Origin of the sequence: Enterobacter sp. kpr-6 (assembly GCF_900116015.1) — a bacterium.
GTDB lineage: Bacteria > Pseudomonadota > Gammaproteobacteria > Enterobacterales > Enterobacteriaceae > Enterobacter_D.
The window spans coordinates 826,613-848,261 of the sequence record NZ_FOYH01000001.1 but is presented as its reverse complement, the minus strand read 5'-3'; the positions used below and the strand labels follow the sequence as shown (position 1 = coordinate 848,261).

Genomic DNA, 21,649 nt, shown 5'->3' with positions numbered 1-21,649 from the left:
CTATCATAACGGGTGATGATGAATTTCTGAAATCAGGGGGTTGACTTTACCTCTTCGAACCAGTTAACTAGTACGCAAGTTCACGCAAACGAGGTATCTGGAAATGACTGCACATTCTACTCTTAACCGCTGGTGGCGCACTCCCTGTATTGGGCAGTGAGTTAACGTCTGCGTTAAGCAAACAGATACCCCGGCCCGCCTGACTGAGCGGGCTTTTTTTTGAACAAAATTAATGAGAACGATTATGCAAACGCAAAAACCAGCACTGGAGCTTCTCACTGATGATGCCGTTTACCGGGAGAACCCGACGGCCCTCTTTCATCAGATTTGTGGCGCGCGCCCGGCAACGCTGTTGCTTGAATCCGCCGATATTGACAGCAAAAACGATTTAAAAAGCCTGCTGTTAGTCGACAGCGCGCTGCGCATTACCGCTTTAGGTGACACTGTCACTATTAATGCATTCACCCGCAACGGTGCATCTCTCCTGCCGCTGCTTGATGCCGCCCTGCCTGCGGGCGTGGAAAATACCGTCACGCCTGAGGGTCGCGTGTTGCGCTTCCCGGCGGTAAGTGCTCTGCTGGACGAAGACGCCCGCCTGTGCTCGCTGTCAGTGTTTGATACTTTCCGCCTGTTGCAGACGCTGGTTACCGTGCCTGCCGATGAGCGTGAAGCGATGTTTTTCGGCGGCCTTTTCGCCTATGACCTGGTCGCCGGGTTTGAAGAATTACCCGCGCTGAATCAGGATAACCGCTGCCCGGATTACTGTTTTTACCTTGCAGAAACGCTGCTGGTTATCGATCACCAGAAGCAGCACACCCGCATTCAGGCAAGCCTGTTTACCCCGGAAGCCACCGAGAAAGCCCGCCTGACGCAGCGTATCGCGCAATTACGCGATCAGTTGCATGAGATCCCTGCCGCCCTGCCGGTAGAATCCGTTCCGTCAATGCGTTGCGAATGTAACCAGAGTGACGATGAATTCGGCGCGGTAGTGCGCAACATGCAAAAAGCGATTCGCGCCGGTGAAATTTTCCAGGTCGTGCCGTCACGCCGCTTCTCGCTGCCCTGCCCGTCACCGCTCGCCGCCTACGATGTGCTGAAAAAAAGCAATCCCAGCCCGTACATGTTCTTCATGCAGGATGCCGATTTCACCCTGTTTGGTGCATCGCCGGAAAGCTCGCTGAAATACGACGCCACTTCCCGGCAGATTGAGATCTACCCGATTGCCGGAACACGTCCGCGCGGTCGTCGTGCTGACGGCTCTCTTGACCGCGATCTCGACAGCCGCATTGAACTGGAGATGCGCACCGATCATAAAGAGCTCTCTGAACACCTGATGCTGGTGGATCTGGCGCGTAACGATCTGGCGCGTATCTGCACGCCGGGCAGCCGCTACGTTGCCGATTTGACCAAAGTGGATCGCTACTCGTTTGTAATGCACCTCGTTTCCCGCGTGGTGGGTGAATTGCGTCATGACCTCGACGCCCTGCACGCTTACCGCGCCTGTATGAATATGGGCACCCTCAGCGGTGCGCCGAAAGTGCGCGCCATGCAACTGATCGCCAGCGCCGAAGGTTCCCGTCGCGGCAGCTACGGCGGTGCGGTGGGCTATTTTACCGCCCACGGCGATCTGGATACCTGCATCGTGATCCGCTCCGCGTATGTCGAAAACGGCATCGCCACCGTCCAGGCGGGCGCAGGCGTGGTGCTGGATTCTGTCCCGCAGTCTGAAGCTGATGAAACCCGTAACAAAGCCCGCGCTGTCCTGCGCGCCATTGCCACCGCGCACCACGCTCAGGAGACGTTCTGATGGCTGACATTCTGCTGCTCGATAATATCGATTCCTTCACTTACAACCTCGCTGACCAGTTGCGTGCCAGCGGGCACAACGTGGTGATCTACCGCAATCACGTTCCGGCACAGACGCTGATCGACCGCCTGGCAACGATGGAAAATCCGGTGCTGATGCTTTCACCCGGACCCGGCGCACCGTCTGAAGCGGGCTGCATGCCGGAGCTGCTGACCCGCATGCGCGGCAAGCTGCCGATTATCGGCATCTGTCTGGGGCATCAGGCGATTGTCGAAGCCTACGGCGGTTATGTCGGCCAGGCCGGAGAGATCCTGCACGGTAAAGCGTCGAGCATTGAACATGACGGTCAGGCGATGTTCGCCGGGCTGAGCAACCCGCTGCCGGTGGCGCGCTATCACTCGCTGGTGGGCAGCAACATTCCGGCGGGCCTGACCATCAATGCCCATTTCAACGGCATGGTGATGGCGGTGCGTCATGATGCGGATCGCGTGGTCGGCTTCCAGTTTCACCCGGAATCCATCCTGACGACTCAGGGCGCGCGCCTGCTGGAGCAGACGCTGGCCTGGGCACAACAGAAACTGGCCCAGAGCAACACCCTGCAACCGATTCTGGAAAAACTCTACCAGGCGCAGACGCTCAGCCAGCAGGAAAGCCACCAGCTTTTCTCCGCCGTTGTGCGCGGCGAGCTGAAGCCAGAACAACTGGCTGCAGCGCTGGTGAGCATGAAAATTCGCGGCGAGCACCCGAATGAAATCGCCGGGGCAGCTACCGCATTGCTTGAAAACGCGGCTCCGTTCCCGCGTCCGGATTATGCGTTTGCCGATATCGTGGGTACCGGCGGTGACGGCAGCAACAGCATCAATATTTCAACTGCCAGCGCCTTTGTCGCCGCGGCCTGCGGGCTGAAAGTCGCCAAACACGGCAACCGCAGCGTGTCGAGCAAATCGGGTTCGTCCGATCTGCTGGCGGCGTTTGGCATTAATCTCGACATGAACGCCGATAAATCCCGTCATGCGCTGGACGAGCTGGGTGTCTGCTTCCTGTTCGCGCCGAAGTATCACACCGGCTTCCGTCACGCCATGCCGGTACGCCAGCAACTGAAAACCCGCACGCTGTTTAACGTGTTAGGGCCGCTGATTAACCCGGCGCATCCGCCGCTGGCGCTGATTGGCGTCTACAGCCCGGAACTGGTGCTGCCGATTGCCGAAACGCTGCGCGTGCTGGGTTATCAACGTGCCGCTGTGGTACACAGCGGCGGTATGGATGAAGTTTCACTGCATGCGCCTACCGTGGTCGCTGAACTGTGTGACGGCGAAATCAAAAGCTACCAGCTTACCGCCACCGATTTTGGCCTGACGCCGTATCATCAGGAGCAACTGGCGGGCGGCACGCCGGAAGAAAACCGTGACATTCTGACGCGCTTATTACAAGGTAAAGGTGAGGCCGCCCATGAGGCCGCTGTCGCCGCGAACGTTGCCATGCTGATGCGTCTGCACGGTCAGGAAGATTTACAGGCCAATGCGCAAAAAGTCCTGGATGTGCTGCGAAGCGGTGCAGCTTACGACAAAGTGACCGCACTTGCGGCAAGAGGGTAAATGATGGAAACCGTTTTAGCGAAAATCGTCGCAGATAAGGCGATTTGGGTCGCCGCCCGTAAAGAACAACAGCCGCTGACCAGTTTTCAGAATGAAGTGGTCCCGACTACGCGCCGCTTTTATGACGCCTTACAGGGCGCACGGACTGCTTTCATTCTTGAGTGCAAAAAGGCCTCGCCGTCGAAAGGCGTCATCCGTGATGATTTTGACCCGGCGCGCATTGCAGAGGTCTATAAACATCACGCTTCGGCCATTTCCGTATTAACGGACGAAAAGTATTTCCAGGGCAGTTTTGATTTTCTGCCCATCGTCAGCCAGATCGCAACGCAACCGATCCTGTGCAAAGATTTCATCATTGATGCGTACCAGATTTACCTGGCGCGCTATTACCAGGCTGACGCCTGCCTGCTGATGCTCTCCGTGCTCGACGACGAGCAGTATCGCCAGCTTGCCGCCGTTGCCCACAGCCTGGATATGGGCGTGCTGACGGAAGTGAGTAACGAAGAAGAGCTGGAGCGCGCCATTGCGCTGAACGCGAAAGTGGTCGGCATTAACAACCGCGATTTGCGCGATCTCTCCATCGATCTTAATCGTACCCGCCAGCTTGCCCCTCGCCTCGGCGCAGGCGTGACGGTGATCAGCGAGTCCGGCATTAATACCTATGCGCAGGTGCGCGAATTAAGCCACTTCGCTAACGGTTTTCTGATTGGCTCGGCGCTGATGGAGCAGGACGATCTCAATACCGCCGTGCAGCGGGTGCTGCTGGGCGAAAACAAAGTCTGCGGTCTGACGCGTATTGAGGATGCACAGGCGGCATATGACGCGGGCGCATATTACGGCGGGCTGATTTTTGTTCCCTCGTCGCCACGGGTGATCACCGATGAACAGGCGCTGTTAATTACCGAAGCCGTACCGGGGCTGCATTACGTGGGCGTATTCCGCAATGCGCCGCTGCCGATGGTGGTCGCGAAAGCTGAACAACTGGCGCTGACCGCGGTGCAGCTGCACGGTGATGAAGATCAGGCTTACATTGATGCGCTTCGCGCGGCGCTTCCCGCGAAGATTCAGATCTGGAAAGCGCTGAGCGTGGCTACCACCCTGCCCGCGCGCGATCTCAGTCACGTGGATAAATATGTTTTCGATAACGGTCAGGGCGGCAGCGGTGAGCGCTTCGACTGGTCGTTACTGACCGGACAGGATCTGAGCAATGTGCTGCTCGCAGGCGGCCTCAGTGCCGACAACTGTGTGCAAGCCGCGCAAACGGGCTGTGCCGGACTTGATTTTAATTCAGGCGTAGAGTCTCAACCGGGTATCAAAGATGCCAGCAAACTGGCCTCGGTGTTTCGCACGCTGCGCGCCTATTAAGGAACATGACAATGACAACATTACTGAATCCGTATTTTGGCGAGTTCGGCGGCATGTATGTGCCACAGATTTTAATGCCAGCCCTGCGCCAGCTTGAAGAAGCCTTCGTCAGCGCGCAAAAAGATCCTGAGTTTCAGGCTCAGTTTACCGATCTGCTGAAAAACTATGCCGGTCGCCCGACCGCCCTGACCAAATGCCAGAATCTGACTGCGGGCACCCGGACCACGCTGTATCTGAAACGTGAAGATTTGCTGCACGGTGGGGCGCACAAGACTAACCAGGTGCTGGGCCAGGCTTTGCTTGCAAAGAAAATGGGTAAAACCGAAATCATCGCCGAAACCGGTGCTGGTCAGCATGGCGTGGCCTCAGCCCTCGCCAGCGCCCTGCTCGGTCTGAAATGCCGTATTTATATGGGTGCGAAAGATGTGGAGCGCCAGTCGCCGAACGTGTTCCGTATGCGTCTGATGGGCGCGGAAGTGATCCCGGTTTACAGCGGTTCCGCCACGCTGAAAGACGCCTGTAACGAGGCGCTGCGTGACTGGTCTGGCAGCTACGATACCGCGCACTACATGCTCGGCACCGCCGCAGGTCCGCACCCGTTCCCGACCATTGTGCGCGAATTCCAGCGTATGATCGGCGAAGAAACCAAAGCGCAGATCCTCGAAAAAGAGGGTCGCCTGCCGGATGCGGTTATCGCCTGCGTTGGCGGCGGTTCCAATGCCATCGGCATGTTTGCTGATTTTATTGAAGAAAGCAGCGTCGGCCTGATCGGGGTGGAACCTGCCGGACATGGGATTGAATCCGGTGAGCATGGCGCACCGCTCAAGCATGGTCGCGTCGGCATCTATTTCGGTATGAAATCGCCGATGATGCAAACCGAAGACGGGCAGATTGAAGAATCTTATTCGATTTCAGCGGGGCTTGATTTCCCGTCCGTCGGTCCGCAGCATGCGCACCTGAATAGCATTGGTCGTGCAGACTACGTTTCCATCACCGATGACGAAGCCCTTGATGCCTTCAAACTGCTGTGCCGCAGCGAAGGGATCATACCGGCGCTGGAGTCGTCACATGCTCTGGCGCACGCCCTGAAAATGATGCGCGACAACCCAGAAAAAGAGCAGCTGCTGGTGGTTAACCTCTCCGGTCGCGGCGATAAAGACATCTTTACGGTTCACGATATTTTGAAAGCGCGAGGGGAAATGTAATGGAACGTTATGAAAGCCTGTTTGCACGCCTGAATGAACGCAAGGAAGGCGCGTTTGTCCCCTTCGTGACCCTCGGCGATCCGTCGCCTGAACAGTCGCTGAAAATCATTGATACGCTGATTGAAGCCGGTGCCGATGCGCTGGAGTTAGGCATCCCCTTCTCCGATCCGCTGGCTGACGGCCCGACCATTCAGAACGCCACGCTGCGCGCCTTTGCCGCAGGCGTGACGCCCGCGCAGTGCTTTGAAATGATCGCAACCGTGCGTCAGAAATATCCGTCCATGCCGATTGGCCTGCTGATGTACGCCAATCTGGTCTTCAGCCGTGGTATTGATGAGTTTTACGCCCAGTGTGAAAAAGCGGGTGTGGATTCGGTGCTGGTGGCGGATGTGCCGGTAGAAGAGTCTGCACCGTTCCGCCAGGCGGCGCTGCGCCACAATGTCGCGCCGATTTTCATCTGCCCGCCGAATGCCGATGACGATCTGCTGCGCCAGATTGCTTCTTATGGCCGTGGCTACACCTATCTGCTCTCCCGTGCCGGCGTCACCGGGGCGGAAAACGCCACCGCGCTGCCGCTGGATCATTTGATTGCGAAGCTGAAAGAGTACAACGCGGCTCCGGCCTTGCAGGGCTTCGGTATCTCTGCCCCTGCGCAGGTATCAACAGCGCTTGCGGCAGGTGCGGCGGGCGCGATTTCGGGATCGGCCATTGTGAAAATCATCGAGAAAAATCTCGATAACTCAGCGGCGATGCTGGATGAACTGAAGGCGTTTGTGCAGAGTCTGAAAGCAGCGACGTTTGCGCAATAAAAGAAGAGAATGACGCACCGGACGTGTGCCCGGTGCGTTAACACATCAGAAGCGATAACCTGCGGTAAACATGAAGACCCACGGATCGAGACGGGTACTGACCGTCTGATTGACGCCATTGGCTTTGAAGTGAACGTCAGTGTCGATATCCATGTACCAGACAGACATGTTAATCAGCCAGTCAGGGTTAATCATGTAATCCAGACCTACCTGCCCTGCCAGACCCCATGAATCATCCAGACTCAAATCGCTCAGACCGGCTTCTTTGCCGTTATCGTTAAAGTCTTCGTCGAAGAAGGTGGTGTAGTTCACACCCGCGCCGATATACGGACGCAGTTTGGTGGTGGCATCACCGAAATACCACTGCGCCATCAGCGTTGGCGGTAAATGATGTACGGTCGCAATATCCCCCGTAGGACCGGTACCGACTTTATGACGGAACGGCGTGGCGGCCAACAGCTCCACCCCAACGTTTTCTGTTGCCATATAAGTGAACGTCAGCCCAAGCTGGGTGTTGTTACTGACGTTAAAGCCACCGAGATTACCCAGAACGCTGTCCGACCCTTCCGTTGGTCGCACGGTTGCTGTACCCGCACGCATAAAAAATTCGCCCGCATCGTGCGCCAGGGCACTCCCGCTAAGACCACTCATGAACAGCGCAGCCACTGCTAACTTCTTCATCTCCACTCCTTTGTTGTGGTTTTAATTGCGCGGAGAATATACTCAAATTGAGGTAGGAAGTGATCTATTGAATTCACATTTACCCAGATAATGTAACCTTCATTGATCTGGGTTAATTTTATTAATTCAATGAACAAATGGTTTTTACGAATTCATATCAATTTTCATATAACTCATGAAAGTGATTATTTTGCAGGCGTAATGGGCGGTGCTTTACAAAGATATGCTTTTCCATACAAGCCTTGAGGCTGCCACTGAGAGGGCATCCAGGTTACAATCACCCGCTACAATCACTCTGAATTAACATCTGCATAACTCAAGGAGAGGGCATGTCAATCACGGCGAAGTCCGTTTACCGTGACACGGGAAATTTCTTTCGTAATCAGTTTGTCACCATTGCGCTGATTGCTCTGCTTTGCGCGTTTATTACGGTCATGCTCGGTCACGTGTTTTCGCCTACCGAAGAACAACTGTCTATTTTAAGCGAAGGCGATAATCTGGCGGGTAGCGCAGATCTGATGGAGATGGTGCAGAACATGACGCCCGAGCAGCAACAGGTTCTGCTGCACGCGTCTGCGGTTTCTACGTTTTCCGGGCTGATTGGTAATGCCATTCTCGCCGGGGGCGTGCTGCTGCTGGTGCAACTGGTCTCTGCCGGGCATCGTGTAAGCGCGCTGCGCGCGATCGGTGCCAGTGCGCCGATTCTGCCGAAACTGTTTATTTTAGTTTTTATCACCACCCTGCTGGTGCAGATTGGCATTATGTTGGTGGTCGTCCCTGGCGTGATCCTGGCGGTCGTGCTGGCCTTTGCGCCGGTCATGCTGGTTCAGGATAAGATGGGTATTTTCGCCTCGCTGCGCGCCAGTATGCGTATGGCATGGAGTAATATTCGCCTTGTGGCACCGGCGATTATGGGCTGGCTGCTGGCAAAAACCCTGCTGCTGATGTTTGCGTCGAGCTTTGCGGCGTTGACGCCAACGGTAGGCGCGATAGTGGCGAATACGCTAAGCAACATGATTTCTGCCGTGCTACTTATTTATCTTTTCCGTCTGTATATGCTGATTCGTCATTAACCTTTTTACCTGCCTGCATGGATAACCGTGCAGGAGGTGATTCACATCGGAATTAAAGAATGAAGCAGTTTCTTGATTTTCTGCCCCTGGTTGTCTTCTTTGCCTTTTACAAGCTCTATGACATCTATGCAGGCACCGCCGCGCTGATTGCTGCGACCGCGATTGTGCTCATTTACAGCTGGGTGCGGTATCGTAAAGTTGAAAAAATGGCGCTGATTACCTTTGTGCTGGTCGCCGTGTTTGGCGGTCTGACGCTGTTCTTCCATAACGATGAGTTTATTAAATGGAAGGTCACGGTAATTTACGCCCTGTTTGCCGGCGCGCTGCTGTTTAGCCAGTGGGTTATGAAAAAGCCGCTGATCCAGCGCATGCTGGGCAAAGAGCTGACGCTCCCTGAACATGTCTGGTCGAAGCTGAATCTCGCCTGGGCGGTGTTCTTTATATTATGTGGGCTGGCCAACATTTATATCGCGTTCTGGCTGCCGCAAAACATCTGGGTCAACTTTAAGGTGTTTGGCCTGTCAGCGCTGACGCTGATTTTCACCCTGCTGAGCGGCATTTATATCTACCGCCATATGCCGACCGAAGACAAATCCTGACGAATTTGGTGTGTAAAAAAGGGCTCATGATCATCATGAGCCCTTTTTGCATTCGCGCTGCGGCGATAATTATTCGGCGTCAGTATTGTGCTTGGCAGCCGTTTCTTTGATCAGCGGCTGAAGTTCACCGCGCTGGTACATCTCAATGATGATGTCGCAGCCACCAACGAGCTCGCCATCAACCCACAGCTGTGGGAACGTCGGCCAGTTAGCGTATTTCGGCAGTTCAGCACGGATATCCGGGTTCTGCAAAATATCTACATAAGCAAAGCGCTCACCGCAGGCAGACAGCGCCTGAACCGCTTGGGCGGAGAAGCCACAGCTTGGCAGCTTCGGTGAACCTTTCATGTACAGCAGAATTGGGTTTTCAGCGATTTGACGCTGGATTTTTTCGATGGTTTCGCTCATTGTCTTGCTTCCTTCACTTCTTTCTACGGCAGTTGACTGACAGTGTAGCGGTTCAGACACGGCCCGGAAAATAACATTTTGTTTACCACACCGTATTCTATCGTCTGACGCCTGAAGATGCCTTAAGAATATCTCTTTTCCCGGTTATCAGCGAAACGATTCGCTCATCTCTTAATCATTGATGCCCTTTATTGCTGTTTTTTTTTGCGCTCGTTAACGAAACAGCGCGAAGATGCAAAAAGCCTATTAACTTTTTCGCTTTTTATGCATTAGAATCGACGAGTTTTGAAAATCATACGCACGCATTATTGAATGCCTGCCTGACTCAGGGGATTGCTCAGTGGCGCGGATAAATAAAATCTCGATCACGCTCTGTGCTTTAGTTTTTGCTTCGCTGACGTTTACGCCTTTATCCTGGGCGTCCGAACAGGCGCGGCCCTCTGCCGTGCAAAAAACGCATCTGACGAAATCGTCGGGGCGTAAGACGCAAAAAGATGCTCAGAAGACAACAAAGAAAAGCAGTGGCACCAGTAAGAAAACCAATAAAAAAACCGACAGTAAAACCGCAAAAAATAAAACACCCGCCAAAGTAAAACGCATTACCACCACACAGAAAGCCAGCAAAGTCGCTACACGCCGTACTAAATCCAGCCTGGAAAAAACCGCAGCCGTCAGCTTTACGGAAAAATGCACGACCCGTAAAGGCCGTAAGCCGCACTGTGTGAAAGTGAAAAGCAAGCCGGGCACCCTCGCCGAAATTCATAAAGTGCGGATCCAGAAGGCACAGAAAACGGCGATGTCGAAATTGATGAATCAGATCGGCAAACCCTATCGCTGGGGCGGCACCTCACCGCGTACCGGCTTTGATTGCAGCGGCCTGGTTTACTACGCCTATAAAGATCTGGTGAAATTCCGCATTCCGCGCACGGCAAATGAAATGTATCACCTGCGCGATGCCTCACCGGTGAATGTCGCTGAACTGGAAAGTGGCGATCTGGTGTTCTTCCGCACCCAGGGACGCGGGACTGCAGATCACGTTGGCGTCTACGTCGGCAACGGCAAATTTATTCAGTCGCCGCGTAGCGGTCAGGATATTCAGATCACTTCGCTGAGTGAAGATTACTGGCAACGCCATTACGTCGGCGCACGCCGCGTTATGACGTCTAAAAACGTTCGTTAATCGTTACCCTGCCGCGTCCGGCGGCAGGGTAAGTCTCTTATGCCTCGCCCGTTACCGCTTCCGCTTGTCGCTCAAAACGACCTGAAAACAGCACCAGCAGTAAAGCCAGTCCGGCAATCATCGCGCCCATAACGGGTACAAAACTGTATCCCAGACCGCCTGAAATCACCGCCCCGCCCGCCGCTGCGCCCAGCGCATTGCCCAGGTTAAACGCACCGATATTCACAGAAGATGAGAGCCCCGGCGCTTCATGTGCAACCCGCATCACGCGCATCTGCAACGGCGGCACCACGGCAAAGGTCGCCGCGCCCCAAATCACCATTGCCACCGCTGCACCCATATCATTTTTAATAAGTAGCGGAATAGCCAGCATGATGACAATCAGCAGCAGCAGAAAACCTTTCAGCGTGGCGCTGACCGATTTATCGGCAAATTTGCCGCCAAGGTAATTACCCAGGGAGAAACCGACGCCAATCAGTACCAGCATGGCGGTGACGAACACCGGCGTGGCGTGGTTGATGTCCTGCAGGACGGGAGAGATATAGGTATACAGCGTAAACATGGCCCCCGCGCCGAGTACCGTCGTCATTAGTGCCGACAGCACCTGTGGACGTATCAGCACGGACAGCTCTTTGCGGACATCCGGGCGGGCTCCGGCGCTGCCTTTCGGCAGTGAGAAAAACAGACTTGCCATCGCTACCACGCCCAGACCCGCCGTCGCGAGGAACGACATACGCCAGCCAATCGTTTCACCCAGCCAGGTGGCCGCAGGAACGCCGCCGATGTTGGCGATGGTCAGTCCCATAAACATGGTTGCTACGGCACTCGCCTGCTTATGTTTGGGAACGACGCTTGCCGCCACCACCGAACCCAGACCAAAGAATGCACCGTGATTAAGGCTGGTAATAATGCGCGACAGCAGCAAGGTGGTGTAATCAGGCGCAATGGCGGAGAGCACATTGCCGAGGGTGAAAATCGCCATCAGAAAAACCAGCGCGTTGCGGCGGGCACGGTGCGAGAGCAGAAGCGTCATCAGCGGCGCGCCAACCATCACACCTATTGCATAGGCACTGATAAGCATCCCCGCTGCCGGAATAGATACATCAACGCCACGGGCGATGACGGGCAATAAGCCCATTGGCGAAAACTCAGTTGTGCCGATCCCAAAAGCCCCAATCGCCAGTGCCAGCAGGGGAAAATTAATTTTCATTCAATGACTCCGAAATGATCGTGCCGCAGGCGGCACCGATTAAGAAGCCAAAAGCATGACATCAATCACAAAAAAACAGAAGTTATCAGAATGACAAAAGAGTATTGCGGATTTGATAAAAATGGGCAGGAAAGAAACAAGGGGAGATTGCTCTCCCCTGTCTGAATCAATTTAACGCAGCAGTCAGACTACTTATTACAATGAGGCTAAGCACAATAACGGTGGTGAACAGCGAAAACTTAAGATCGGTACTCATCAATTTTTCTCCTTCTTTATTCCCCACAAAAAGTGAGATTGTTCATTTTTGCACACTCAGGCGTAAAAATCTTCCCTCATTTAGATTGATAACCATTTTTGCTCTTCCCCTTTTCATCAAGATAGGACAAAATTCCACGCTAAATTTATTCGCGTACCGGCCCTTGACCCCTCCTGACGTTCTGAGTCGTTTTCCCGGAGTTTCGCTATCATATTTTTGCGGCGAAGGGTTATTACAGGCAAACGTTTACCTGGTGTATTTTCAGGAGTTTAAGATATGGTCTGGAGTGAGATCTAATGGCAACAATTAAAGACGTAGCGAAACGCGCAAACGTTTCCACTACAACCGTATCACATGTGATTAACAAAACGCGTTTCGTGGCTGAAGAAACGCGCAACGCCGTTTGGGCCGCAATTAAAGAATTGCATTACTCGCCCAGCGCCGTCGCCCGTAGTCTGAAGGTAAACCATACCAAATCGATCGGTTTGCTGGCGACCAGCAGTGAAGCGCCCTATTTTGCTGAAATCATCGAAGCTGTTGAAAAGAACTGCTTCCAGAAAGGCTATACCCTGATTCTGGGTAACGCATGGAATAACCTCGAAAAACAGCGCGCTTATCTGTCGATGATGGCGCAAAAGCGCGTTGATGGCCTGCTGGTGATGTGTTCAGAATATCCGCAGCCGCTGTTAAGCATGCTGGAAGAGTATCGTCATATCCCGATGGTAGTGATGGACTGGGGCGAAGCGCGCGCTGACTTTACCGATGCGGTCATCGATAACGCCTTTGAAGGCGGTTATATGGCCGGGCGTTATCTGGTGGAGCGCGGTCATCGTGAAATCGGCGTGATCCCGGGCCCTCTGGAACGTAATACCGGTGCTGGCCGTCTCGCGGGCTTTATGAAAGCAATGGAAGAAGCGCTGATCACCGTGCCGGAGAACTGGATCGTGCAGGGCGATTTTGAGCCGGAGTCCGGCTACCGCGCGATGCAGCAAATCCTTTCCCAGCCTCACCGCCCTACTGCCGTCTTCTGTGGCGGCGATGTGATGGCCATGGGCGCGCTCTGCGGTGCTGATGAAATGGGTCTGCGCGTGCCGCAGGATGTGTCGCTGATTGGTTACGATAACGTGCGCAACGCCCGGTTCTTCACCCCGGCGCTGACCACTATTCACCAGCCAAAAGATTCGCTCGGCGAAACCGCCTTCGGCATGCTGATGGATCGTATCGTCAACAAGCGCGAAGAGTCGCAGGCGATTGAAGTGCATCCCCGTCTGATCGAACGCCGCTCCGTGGCCGATGGCCCGTTCCGCGACTATCGCCGTTAATTAGCGCGGCGCTGCCTGGGCCTGCGGTTTTACGCTGCAGGCCTGCTACTCCGGCTCCTGCAACCATTCCCGATTTAATGTCTCGCTGTCCCCCAGATAACTGAGCAACCAGTTCAGCGCCGGTGAATTATCATTCTGCTGCCAGGTCAGGCAGCAGGCCGCGTCCTGGAACGGGTTCTCCAGCGTCAGCGCCACCCATTCACCGCTGTCCAGCCACGGTCTGGCAAAATGTGCAGGCACCATGCCGATGCATAATCCCGCAGACAGGCAGGCAGCAGACGACTCCCAGTCCGGGGCGACAATCCGCCGCTGGTTATCCAGAAGCCAGGTAATGCGCTTGGGTAACGAGCGGGAAGTATCTTCCCGCACCAGCGATGGCCAGTTGCGCAACGTATCATCGCTCAGAGGGCCCGCCATTGCCGCCAGCGGATGATGGCTTGCCACTACGCAGTGCCAGCTCAGCATCCCCATATCCCGAAACGCGTAGCGTCCCCCGACAGGCACCGCCTGCGTCGCGCCGATCGCCAGCTCCACCCGGCCGTCGGCCAGCGCGTCCCAGACTCCGTTAAATACTTCCTGGAAAACGATCAGCTCAACGTCGGTAAAATGGCGGTAGAAATCGACGATCATCTGCCGGGTGCGCTCGGGCTTAACAATGTTATCTACTGCAATTGACAGTTGCCCGCGCCAGCCATTGGCAATTTGCTGGCACTGCTGGCGGGTGATCTGCATTTTTTTGATAACAGAACGTCCCTCTTTCAAAAACCAGCTTCCTGCGGGCGTTAAAACCACATCGCGATGACGACGTTCAAACAATGGCACCGCCAGCCACTCCTCAAGTTGTCGCACCGTATAGCTGACGGCAGAAGGCACACGGTGTAATTCCTGGGCTGCCGCGCTGAAACTGCCAGTACGGGCGACGGCATCAACGACTTCAAGCGAATATTCTGACCACATTTTCTGCCTGCAAAATTTTTGAACGCAATGTGCAAATATTAGCGTTTCACAAGCCGTATTGCACTCCCTACACTCTGGCGCTCATTACCTGCTAATAAGAGATAACGACATGAACCCTGGAAAAGGATTTTTAATCTGGCTGGCGGGGCTGAGCGTACTGGGCTTTCTGGCCACCGATATGTATCTGCCCGCTTTTGCTGTCATTCAGAATGATTTACAAACGCCGGCCGCGGCTGTCAGCGCCAGCCTGAGCTTATTTTTAGCGGGCTTTGCCGTCGCGCAACTGGCGTGGGGACCGTTATCCGACCGCTATGGTCGCCGCCCGATTTTACTGGCAGGACTGGCTATTTTTGCCGTCGGCTGTCTGGGAATGCTGTGGGTTCGCGATGCCACCTGGCTGCTGGTGCTGCGCTTTGTACAGGCCGTCGGCGTCTGCGCGGCAGCGGTGACCTGGCAGGCGCTGGTCACCGATCATTATCCGGCTGAGCGCACCAACCGTATTTTTGCCACCATCATGCCGCTGGTAGGGTTGTCACCCGCTCTTGCGCCGCTGTTGGGAAGCTGGATCCTCGCACACTTCTCCTGGCAGGCGATCTTCGCCACCCTGTTTGCCATTACCGTGGTACTGATGCTCCCCGCCCTGCGCCTGAAGCCCGTGGCGAAAAAAGTGCACAGCACGGCCGCCCCTCTGACCTTTATGACTCTGCTGCGCTCGCGCACCTATCGCGGCAATGTCCTGATTTACGCCGCCTGCTCCGCCAGCTTTTTTGCCTGGCTCACCGGCTCACCGTTTATTCTCAGCGATATGGGTTACAGCCCGGCCGCGATTGGCCTGAGCTATGTTCCGCAAACCATCGCCTTCCTGATCGGCGGTTATGGTTGCCGCGCCGCACTGCAAAAATGGCAGGGTAAGCAGCTTCTGCCCTGGCTGCTGGTGCTTTATGCCGCCAGCGTGATCGCAGTCTGGGCTGTCGGATTTATGGCGAACGTTTCCCTGGCGGCGCTCCTGACTCCGTTCTGCGTGATGGCGATTGCTAACGGCGCGATCTACCCGATTGTCGTCGCGCACGCGCTGCAACCGTTCCCGCAGGCGACCGGCCGTGCCGCTGCTCTGCAAAATACGCTGCAACTGGGACTCTGTTTCCTTGCCAGCCTGCTGGTCTCGACGTTTATCGGCACGCCGCTTCTGACAACCACCAGCGTCATGGCGTTAACCGTTCTGCTGGCGGGACTGGGTTACAGGATGCAAATGCAGGCGCGCACTGTTCAGCAGGCAGCCACTCAGTCATAGTCGCCCTGGCAACTATGTTACAAATTAGTGATTAGGTTGCTAAGAATTTACTATTGAATCAGCCGAATCTGAGGCCTATACTCATTTTCGGCAATTCATAATTACGATAAATATTAAGCAATAACAGGCAGCGGATCCTGTCTGTCCCACCACGGAAGGCCTTTTCGGCAAGGGTTTTCTCCCTTCCTCTGTTCTACTTCTTATATCTGGCTCGCGGCTCACCCCGTGAGATTTCTCATGAACCCCAAAAAGCGTCTACGCTGTTTGAAGGTTCTGATCACATTCAGGTGATGGAGAAGCTATGAGTACATCGTGCATAGAAGAAGTCAGCATACGGGATGATGACTGGTTCCGTATAACCAGTGAACTGCTCAATCGGGCGGGTATTCATATCAATGGCCCCGCCCCGTCAGATATTCAGGTCAAAAATCCCCATTTTTTTAAACGCGTGCTCCAGCAGGGATCGTTGGGGCTGGGCGAAAGCTATATGGATGGCTGGTGGGAGTGCGAACGGCTGGATATGTTCTTCAGCAAAGTGTTACGCGCCGGCCTTGAGAATCAACTTCCCCACCATCTGAAAGATACGCTGCGTATTGCGGCCGCTCGCCTTTTTAATCTGCAAAACAAGAAACGCGCCTGGATTGTCGGTAAGGAGCATTACGATTTGGGTAATGATCTCTTTAGCCGGATGCTCGATCCGCAAATGCAGTATTCTTGCGCTTACTGGAAAGAGGCGACGACGCTGGAAGAGGCGCAACTGGCTAAGCTGCGTTTGATTTGTGAAAAGTTGCAGCTCACGCCGGGGATGCGCGTGCTGGATATCGGTTGCGGCTGGGGAGGACTGGCGCAGTATATGGCGCAGCACTACAAGGTTCATGTCGTTGGGGTAACCATTTCCGCAGAACAGCAAAAAATGGCGCAGGCGCGCTGCAAAGATCTCGATGTCACCATCCTGCTGCAGGATTACCGTGATTTAAACGACCAGTTTGATCGTATTGTCTCCGTCGGGATGTTTGAGCACGTCGGCCCCAAAAACTACGCCACCTATTTCGAGGTTGTCGATCGCAATCTCAAGCCTGACGGCCTTTTCCTGCTGCATACCATCGGCTCGAATAAGACGGATCACAACGTTGATCCGTGGATCAATAAATACATTTTTCCCAACGGCTGTTTACCGTCGGTGCGTCAGATTGCTAACGCCTGCGAACCGCATTTTGTGATGGAAGACTGGCATAACTTCGGCGCGGATTATGACACCACGCTGATGGCCTGGCATGCGCGATTTATCGATAGCTGGCCGGAGATTGCCGGTAATTACTCAGAGCGCTTCAAACGGATGTTCAGTTATTATCTGAATGCCTGCGCCGGGGCGTTCCGGGCGCGCGATATTCATCTCTGGCAGGTGGTATTCAGTCGCGGCGTGGAGCACGGTTTACGCGTCGCACGATAAACAAAAACCCGGCAAGCCGGGTTTTTATTGTCTTTACTCTTCGCTGTTGCCTGCCACTTCCCGGCTGGCCAGTACGCGCTCAACGGTATCAACAATCGCCTGCGTCTGCGGATCAATTTCAATATTGACGCGATGGCCAATTTTTTTAGCCCCCAGCGTTGTGCGCTGTAATGTTTCCGGGATCAGGTGTACGCAAAAACGCGTCGGGGTAACTTCACCCACCGTCAGGCTAATTCCGTCGATGCCAATATACCCTTTATAAAGGATATACTTCATGAGCGTGGGGTCCTGAATTTTAAACCAGATCTGGCGATTATTTTCAGAGGTTAAAATCTTTACCACCTCGGCCGTGGTCATAATATGACCCGACATTAAATGCCCGCCAATTTCATCATTAAATTTTGCAGCGCGTTCAACGTTAACATTATCGCCCGGCGTTAATTCACCAAGATTGGTAATCCGCAGCGTTTCTTTCATTAAATCAAAACTGACGTGCGTACCGTTAATCTCGGTTACCGTCAGGCAGCAACCGTTGTGGGCGACCGATGCGCCTGTCTCCAGGCCGTCCAGCATGGTGTGAGGTAATTCCACTACGTGGGTGCGGAAATTAGGTTTTTCATCAATGGACACCAGTTTCGCCGTGCCCTGTACAATACCCGTAAACATGCGTACCGCTCCTGTCATCATTAATACGGCATGGGCCGTTTCACTGTCAGCACAATAACAGGTGAAAAAAAAGGTTGCCAGTACCACCCTTTATTAGGGTGCTTTTTCTCTGGATAAATCAGCATTGCCCGCTACAATGGTCTGGCTATTTCTCCTGCAATTTCTTTTGCTGCCAGTTACGGCGGCTATTCAATCTTATAAATAACAACAAACAAACAGGTGTTCACGTGCAGAAGTACCTTATCGAAGCGCGTCAGTTATTAGCACTGGCAATCCCGGTGATCCTCGCGCAAATCGCCCAAACGGCAATGGGGTTTGTCGATACCGTCATGGCCGGGGGTTACAGCGCCACCGATATGGCGGCGGTCGCCATTGGCACCTCTATCTGGCTGCCGGCAATTTTATTTGGTCACGGCCTTCTGCTGGCCTTAACCCCAACGATTGCGCAACTGAATGGCTCAGGTCGCCGCGAGCGCATTGCTCATCAGGTGCGTCAGGGCTTCTGGCTTGCCGGATTTGTCTCCGTGCTGGTGATGATCGTGCTGTGGAATGCCGGTTATATCATTCACTCTATGCATAACATTGACCCGGAACTGGCAGATAAAGCCGTGCGCTATCTGCGCGCGCTGCTGTGGGGTGCCCCCGGCTATCTGTTTTTCCAGGTTGCACGTAATCAGTGCGAAGGGCTGGCGAAAACCAAGCCAGGAATGGTCTTCGGCTTTATCGGCCTGATGATCAACATTCCCGTTAACTACATCCTGATTTACGGTCACTTTGGGATGCCAGAGATGGGTGGTGTCGGCTGTGGTGTGGCAACCGCAGCGGTGTACTGGGTGATGTTTGTATGCATGTTGTCGTACATTCAGCGCGCCAGTTCTATGCGGGACATCCGCAACGATCAGCGTTTTGGCAAACCAGATGTCGCCGTGCTGATACGTCTGGTGCAGCTTGGCCTGCCTATCGCCCTCGCCCTCTTCTTTGAGGTCACGCTGTTTGCAGTGGTAGCTTTGCTCGTTTCGCCGCTGGGGATTGTCGATGTCGCGGGCCACCAGATTGCGCTTAACTTCAGCTCGCTGATGTTTGTTCTGCCGTTGTCGCTCGCCGCCGCCGTGACCATTCGCGTCGGTTTCCGTCTCGGACAGGGTTCGACGCTGGATGCGCAAACGGCCGCCCGCACAGGTCTGGGCGTCGGCGTGTGTATGGCGGTCATCACTGCGATCTTCACCGTCCTGCTACGTGAGCAGATTGCACTGCTGTATAACGATAATCCGGCGGTAGTGCTGCTGGCCTCGCAACTGATGCTGATGGCAGCGGTGTACCAGATTTCAGACTCCATTCAGGTGATTGGCAGCGGTATCCTGCGCGGTTATAAAGATACGCGTTCGATCTTCTTTATTACGTTTACCGCGTACTGGGTGCTGGGATTGCCGAGCGGCTATGTGCTGGCCCTCACCGATCTGGTGGTCGACCGTATGGGGCCGGCGGGCTTCTGGATGGGCTTTATTATCGGTTTAACCTCTGCGGCGATCCTGATGATGCTCAGAATGCGCTTCTTGCAGCGTCAGCCCTCCGCTGTGATTCTGGGACGTGCCGCGCGTTAATCAACGCTCAGCCGCCTGCGGGCGGCTGCTTTATCAACGTTTAGTACAGAGATACCTGCCAGTGGCGTTCCGGGAATAAACATGGCCGCCGAAGCGACCCTGTTTAAAATGAGAGGATCAAATGAGCTTTATTTTTACTTCATAACCCTCAAGACCGGTCATCGCTTCGCGGGCAACCAGTTCAATTTCGGAAACTTCTTTACCTGTTTTTTTACGCAACTCTGTAATTTTTTTTGTTATGAGAGCGGCGATTTCATCTTCTGCCTTTTGCTTTAGAGCATCAACGTTCATGTCTACCTCTTCCGATTTATTTAACACATCAATAGCCAGTAAGGTGTTGAGTCCTGACAACTATCCGTAACCATAACCTTTTATAAATTATAGACTACCGGTGTTACAGGCGTTTCAGAATCATCTGCCCTCTCCAGGTCATTGCACTCACCTTCGCCACCTGGGTTTCCAGGAAATTTTTAAGCACCCCAAAAGTACCTAAAGCAAAGACAATATTTGACGCCATGTGCGCACTGAAAATCATCACAAGGCCCGCATGTAGAAATCCGGCAGATAAAGGTAATAAAAAGTAACTTCCGATATAACCGCACAGGCACATCAGTAGCAGCCGGTTATTAGCGGAATAGCGCTGCAACTTACTGGCATTAAGCAGTAGCGGGCCGCAAAGTTGTCCCAGACTGCGCGCAAAAAGTAAGGGTAATGCCAGCCATGGCTACGCAGCGCACGAATCAGCGCAAGCAGTAACGTGTTCATGCAGAAAGATCTCATCTTAAATAACAGATACCCACACGGCCTCAAGGCAATATGGAAAGTACAAACTGTTAAAAGATAAAATCTCTACATCGGGAATTTACTCAAGACCTGGCCCTTCCGCCTGCATTCCCTGAGCAGATCTGAACTGAATCCTGCTTAATGAAAATTAGGGGTGAAGTGAGAGTTCGTCAGCCCATTTAGTCGCGGCTTGCATTGATTTTATTACAGAAAACTCAGAAATATTGAGCGTCTGGCATATTTCTGATGCACCGTCCCAGTCCAGTTTTTCATAGCATAAACACAGATGGAGGATGTCAAAAAGTACCCCTTTCTTCTCACAGAGCGCATCCGTAACATTTTGAGGGATAGTGATTTGCTTTAACAAATCATCCATCGGAAATTCCAGAATGACCTCAAGAAGAGAGAACAAGCCGCATATGAAAGCGTTATAGGATAATGAAGCGTTATTAATTTTACCTGAAATTAATTCACAGAACTTAGCCCGAACCATACTCTGATGGTAAAGCTCAGTCACGGCTGAGCTATTCATGTTTGCCAGCGTAGCCACGGAGACAAAACGGCGAAGCTCGTTGCAGCCAAGAAAAAGAATGATCTCTTTCAACGTCAGATTGTCGGCCTGAATAATGCCATGGGTTTTAAACAGCATATTCCTCACGTAGCGCATTATTTTGTATGACAGCGTCAGATCGCTTTTGAGCAGTTTTTCAATCGCCAAAAAATCCGGATACTCACGGTTAACCTCTATCATCATTCTGGTCAGGGACAGCGAGTTCTGAGAAAGACATTTATTTTTCATGACCTCAGGGCGGCTAAAGAAAAATCCCTGAAATAACATAAACCCGGCCTGACGGTACAGTTCAAACTCCTCTCGGGTTTCGACTTTCTCAGCAAGAAACTGTATGCCCTTCAGAAGGGGCTTATTCCGGTTAATGTACTGAAGAATTTCGTCCTGACTTTTTTGGCGCACATCAAATTTTATGATCGAGATGTACGGCATAAATTTATCCCACGCGCTGTCCAGCGTGAAATCATCGAGGGCAAGCTGATACCCTTTCCCATACATACTTTTAACAGCGCTAAAGAGCGCATCATCGGGTACCGCATCTTCAAGGATTTCAATAACAACGTTATCCCCCGGCAACGTGTCGCTAAGCCCGTTGATAATCATCTGGTGTGGGACGTTGATAAATGAATTGTGTTTACCTGAAATGCGTGGAATAGGTATGCATAAAAACTGGTCAGATATCATTTTAGAAGTAGCATATTCAGGTGATACATCCGGGAAAGAATTATTCATTCCATCTCTGAAAAGCAGTTCATACGCAACAGTCTGCATCTCTCTGTCAAAAATAGGTTGTCGCGCGATAAATGAATACATATCTGACCTC

At 53.4% G+C, this 21,649-nt stretch carries 21 protein-coding genes and 1 other annotated feature; of the genes, 12 read left to right on the top strand and 9 right to left on the bottom strand.

All coding sequences use genetic code 11. The annotated features are described in order from the left end of the window. The first annotated feature begins 124 nt into the window (after positions 1-124). Positions 125-221: a sequence feature (Trp leader region), on the top strand. Positions 222-244: 23 nt separating this feature from the next. From BM373_RS04005 to trpA, 5 genes are read left to right on the top strand one after another with little or no spacing between them, the layout of a single operon-like run. Then, positions 245-1,807, top strand: a complete 1,563-nt coding sequence (locus BM373_RS04005; protein WP_090459693.1) for an anthranilate synthase component 1 — start codon at positions 245-247, stop codon at positions 1,805-1,807. After that, complete coding sequence (gene trpD / locus BM373_RS04000; protein WP_090459691.1) at positions 1,807-3,402, top strand: bifunctional anthranilate synthase glutamate amidotransferase component TrpG/anthranilate phosphoribosyltransferase TrpD; 1,596 nt, start codon at positions 1,807-1,809, stop codon at positions 3,400-3,402. Before BM373_RS04005 ends, trpD begins: the two co-directional genes overlap by 1 nt. Further along, the gene (gene trpCF / locus BM373_RS03995; protein WP_177220105.1) at positions 3,403-4,767 is read left to right on the top strand and encodes a bifunctional indole-3-glycerol-phosphate synthase TrpC/phosphoribosylanthranilate isomerase TrpF; all 1,365 of its coding nucleotides are present in this window, start codon (positions 3,403-3,405) and stop codon (positions 4,765-4,767) included. Positions 4,768-4,778: 11 nt separating this feature from the next. Further along, positions 4,779-5,972, top strand: coding sequence for a tryptophan synthase subunit beta (gene trpB, locus BM373_RS03990; protein WP_090459688.1), 1,194 nt, complete (start codon positions 4,779-4,781; stop codon positions 5,970-5,972). Beyond that, positions 5,972-6,781 carry a tryptophan synthase subunit alpha gene (gene trpA, locus BM373_RS03985; RefSeq protein ID WP_090459686.1) on the top strand — a complete coding sequence of 270 codons (810 nt, stop codon included), beginning with the start codon at positions 5,972-5,974 and terminating at the stop codon, positions 6,779-6,781. Before trpB ends, trpA begins: the two co-directional genes overlap by 1 nt. Before the next feature lie 45 nt (positions 6,782-6,826). On the opposite strand, the gene ompW is transcribed toward trpA, so the two are convergent. Further along, entirely contained in the window at positions 6,827-7,462 is a 636-nt protein-coding gene (gene ompW / locus BM373_RS03980) for an outer membrane protein OmpW (protein WP_090459684.1), read from the bottom strand. A gap of 329 nt (positions 7,463-7,791) precedes the next feature. Here ompW and BM373_RS03975 point away from each other — a divergent pair, with 329 nt between their 5' ends. Together BM373_RS03975 and BM373_RS03970 are read left to right on the top strand one after the other, a co-directional pair. Then, entirely contained in the window at positions 7,792-8,535 is a 744-nt protein-coding gene (locus BM373_RS03975) for a YciC family protein (protein WP_090459682.1), read from the top strand. A 59-nt stretch (positions 8,536-8,594) separates the two neighbouring features. Further along, positions 8,595-9,134 (top strand): septation protein A, encoded by a 540-nt coding sequence (locus BM373_RS03970; protein ID WP_090459680.1) that lies wholly within the window; start codon positions 8,595-8,597, stop codon positions 9,132-9,134. Positions 9,135-9,203: 69 nt separating this feature from the next. Here BM373_RS03970 and BM373_RS03965 read toward each other — a convergent pair whose 3' ends face one another. Next, on the bottom strand, positions 9,204-9,542 hold the full coding sequence (locus BM373_RS03965) for a Grx4 family monothiol glutaredoxin (protein ID WP_090459677.1): 339 nt from the start codon (positions 9,540-9,542) through the stop codon (positions 9,204-9,206). Between the two features lie 340 nt (positions 9,543-9,882). Between BM373_RS03965 and BM373_RS03960 the strand changes: the two genes are divergently transcribed. After that, positions 9,883-10,722 carry a C40 family peptidase gene (locus tag BM373_RS03960; RefSeq protein WP_090459675.1) on the top strand — a complete coding sequence of 280 codons (840 nt, stop codon included), beginning with the start codon at positions 9,883-9,885 and terminating at the stop codon, positions 10,720-10,722. A gap of 37 nt (positions 10,723-10,759) precedes the next feature. Here the strand turns inward: BM373_RS03960 and BM373_RS03955 are convergent, their stop codons facing one another. Beyond that, on the bottom strand, positions 10,760-11,932 hold the full coding sequence (locus tag BM373_RS03955) for an MFS transporter (RefSeq protein WP_090459673.1): 1,173 nt from the start codon (positions 11,930-11,932) through the stop codon (positions 10,760-10,762). Positions 11,933-12,098: 166 nt separating this feature from the next. Continuing rightward, positions 12,099-12,188 carry a cytochrome bd-I oxidase subunit CydH gene (locus BM373_RS21920; RefSeq protein ID WP_090459671.1) on the bottom strand — a complete coding sequence of 30 codons (90 nt, stop codon included), beginning with the start codon at positions 12,186-12,188 and terminating at the stop codon, positions 12,099-12,101. 296 nt (positions 12,189-12,484) lie between these two features. On the opposite strand from BM373_RS21920, the gene purR reads away from it, so the two are divergent. Beyond that, positions 12,485-13,510, top strand: a complete 1,026-nt coding sequence (gene purR, locus BM373_RS03945; protein WP_090459669.1) for an HTH-type transcriptional repressor PurR — start codon at positions 12,485-12,487, stop codon at positions 13,508-13,510. A 45-nt stretch (positions 13,511-13,555) separates the two neighbouring features. Here purR and punR read toward each other — a convergent pair whose 3' ends face one another. Next, positions 13,556-14,467: a DNA-binding transcriptional activator PunR gene (punR, locus tag BM373_RS03940; RefSeq protein WP_090459667.1), complete on the bottom strand. Its 912-nt coding sequence runs from the start codon at positions 14,465-14,467 to the stop codon at positions 13,556-13,558. Positions 14,468-14,576: 109 nt separating this feature from the next. Here punR and punC point away from each other — a divergent pair, with 109 nt between their 5' ends. Both punC and cfa read left to right on the top strand, forming a co-directional pair. Continuing rightward, positions 14,577-15,758 (top strand): purine nucleoside transporter PunC, encoded by a 1,182-nt coding sequence (gene punC / locus BM373_RS03935; protein WP_090459665.1) that lies wholly within the window; start codon positions 14,577-14,579, stop codon positions 15,756-15,758. A 301-nt stretch (positions 15,759-16,059) separates the two neighbouring features. Then, positions 16,060-17,208: a cyclopropane fatty acyl phospholipid synthase gene (gene cfa, locus BM373_RS03930; RefSeq protein WP_090459662.1), complete on the top strand. Its 1,149-nt coding sequence runs from the start codon at positions 16,060-16,062 to the stop codon at positions 17,206-17,208. A 33-nt stretch (positions 17,209-17,241) separates the two neighbouring features. Here cfa and BM373_RS03925 read toward each other — a convergent pair whose 3' ends face one another. Beyond that, complete coding sequence (locus BM373_RS03925; RefSeq protein ID WP_090459660.1) at positions 17,242-17,874, bottom strand: riboflavin synthase subunit alpha; 633 nt, start codon at positions 17,872-17,874, stop codon at positions 17,242-17,244. Between the two features lie 227 nt (positions 17,875-18,101). On the opposite strand from BM373_RS03925, the gene mdtK reads away from it, so the two are divergent. After that, entirely contained in the window at positions 18,102-19,475 is a 1,374-nt protein-coding gene (gene mdtK, locus BM373_RS03920) for an MdtK family multidrug efflux MATE transporter (protein WP_090459658.1), read from the top strand. A 117-nt stretch (positions 19,476-19,592) separates the two neighbouring features. On the opposite strand, the gene BM373_RS03915 is transcribed toward mdtK, so the two are convergent. From BM373_RS03915 to BM373_RS03905, 3 genes are all read right to left on the bottom strand, one after another. Then, the gene (locus tag BM373_RS03915) at positions 19,593-19,766 is read right to left on the bottom strand and encodes a GnsA/GnsB family addiction module toxin (RefSeq protein WP_090459984.1); all 174 of its coding nucleotides are present in this window, start codon (positions 19,764-19,766) and stop codon (positions 19,593-19,595) included. 318 nt (positions 19,767-20,084) lie between these two features. Beyond that, positions 20,085-20,240 carry a hypothetical protein gene (locus BM373_RS21560; RefSeq protein ID WP_177220104.1) on the bottom strand — a complete coding sequence of 52 codons (156 nt, stop codon included), beginning with the start codon at positions 20,238-20,240 and terminating at the stop codon, positions 20,085-20,087. A 166-nt stretch (positions 20,241-20,406) separates the two neighbouring features. Next, complete coding sequence (locus BM373_RS03905; RefSeq protein WP_090459656.1) at positions 20,407-21,639, bottom strand: EAL and HDOD domain-containing protein; 1,233 nt, start codon at positions 21,637-21,639, stop codon at positions 20,407-20,409. Between the last annotated feature and the right edge of the window lie 10 nt (positions 21,640-21,649).

Coding starts and splice junctions, on each gene's coding strand:
- BM373_RS03905 (WP_090459656.1), bottom strand. CDS start 21,639: ATGTATTCATTTATCGCGCGACAACCTATTTTTGACAGAGAGATGCAG.
- purR (WP_090459669.1), top strand. CDS start 12,485: ATGGCAACAATTAAAGACGTAGCGAAACGCGCAAACGTTTCCACTACA.
- BM373_RS03925 (WP_090459660.1), bottom strand. CDS start 17,874: ATGTTTACGGGTATTGTACAGGGCACGGCGAAACTGGTGTCCATTGAT.
- BM373_RS21560 (WP_177220104.1), bottom strand. CDS start 20,240: ATGAACACGTTACTGCTTGCGCTGATTCGTGCGCTGCGTAGCCATGGC.
- punC (WP_090459665.1), top strand. CDS start 14,577: ATGAACCCTGGAAAAGGATTTTTAATCTGGCTGGCGGGGCTGAGCGTA.
- BM373_RS03975 (WP_090459682.1), top strand. CDS start 7,792: ATGTCAATCACGGCGAAGTCCGTTTACCGTGACACGGGAAATTTCTTT.
- cfa (WP_090459662.1), top strand. CDS start 16,060: ATGAGTACATCGTGCATAGAAGAAGTCAGCATACGGGATGATGACTGG.
- BM373_RS04005 (WP_090459693.1), top strand. CDS start 245: ATGCAAACGCAAAAACCAGCACTGGAGCTTCTCACTGATGATGCCGTT.
- BM373_RS21920 (WP_090459671.1), bottom strand. CDS start 12,188: ATGAGTACCGATCTTAAGTTTTCGCTGTTCACCACCGTTATTGTGCTT.
- trpA (WP_090459686.1), top strand. CDS start 5,972: ATGGAACGTTATGAAAGCCTGTTTGCACGCCTGAATGAACGCAAGGAA.
- punR (WP_090459667.1), bottom strand. CDS start 14,467: ATGTGGTCAGAATATTCGCTTGAAGTCGTTGATGCCGTCGCCCGTACT.
- BM373_RS03915 (WP_090459984.1), bottom strand. CDS start 19,766: ATGAACGTTGATGCTCTAAAGCAAAAGGCAGAAGATGAAATCGCCGCT.
- trpD (WP_090459691.1), top strand. CDS start 1,807: ATGGCTGACATTCTGCTGCTCGATAATATCGATTCCTTCACTTACAAC.
- trpCF (WP_177220105.1), top strand. CDS start 3,403: ATGATGGAAACCGTTTTAGCGAAAATCGTCGCAGATAAGGCGATTTGG.
- ompW (WP_090459684.1), bottom strand. CDS start 7,462: ATGAAGAAGTTAGCAGTGGCTGCGCTGTTCATGAGTGGTCTTAGCGGG.
- BM373_RS03955 (WP_090459673.1), bottom strand. CDS start 11,932: ATGAAAATTAATTTTCCCCTGCTGGCACTGGCGATTGGGGCTTTTGGG.
- BM373_RS03965 (WP_090459677.1), bottom strand. CDS start 9,542: ATGAGCGAAACCATCGAAAAAATCCAGCGTCAAATCGCTGAAAACCCA.
- trpB (WP_090459688.1), top strand. CDS start 4,779: ATGACAACATTACTGAATCCGTATTTTGGCGAGTTCGGCGGCATGTAT.
- BM373_RS03970 (WP_090459680.1), top strand. CDS start 8,595: ATGAAGCAGTTTCTTGATTTTCTGCCCCTGGTTGTCTTCTTTGCCTTT.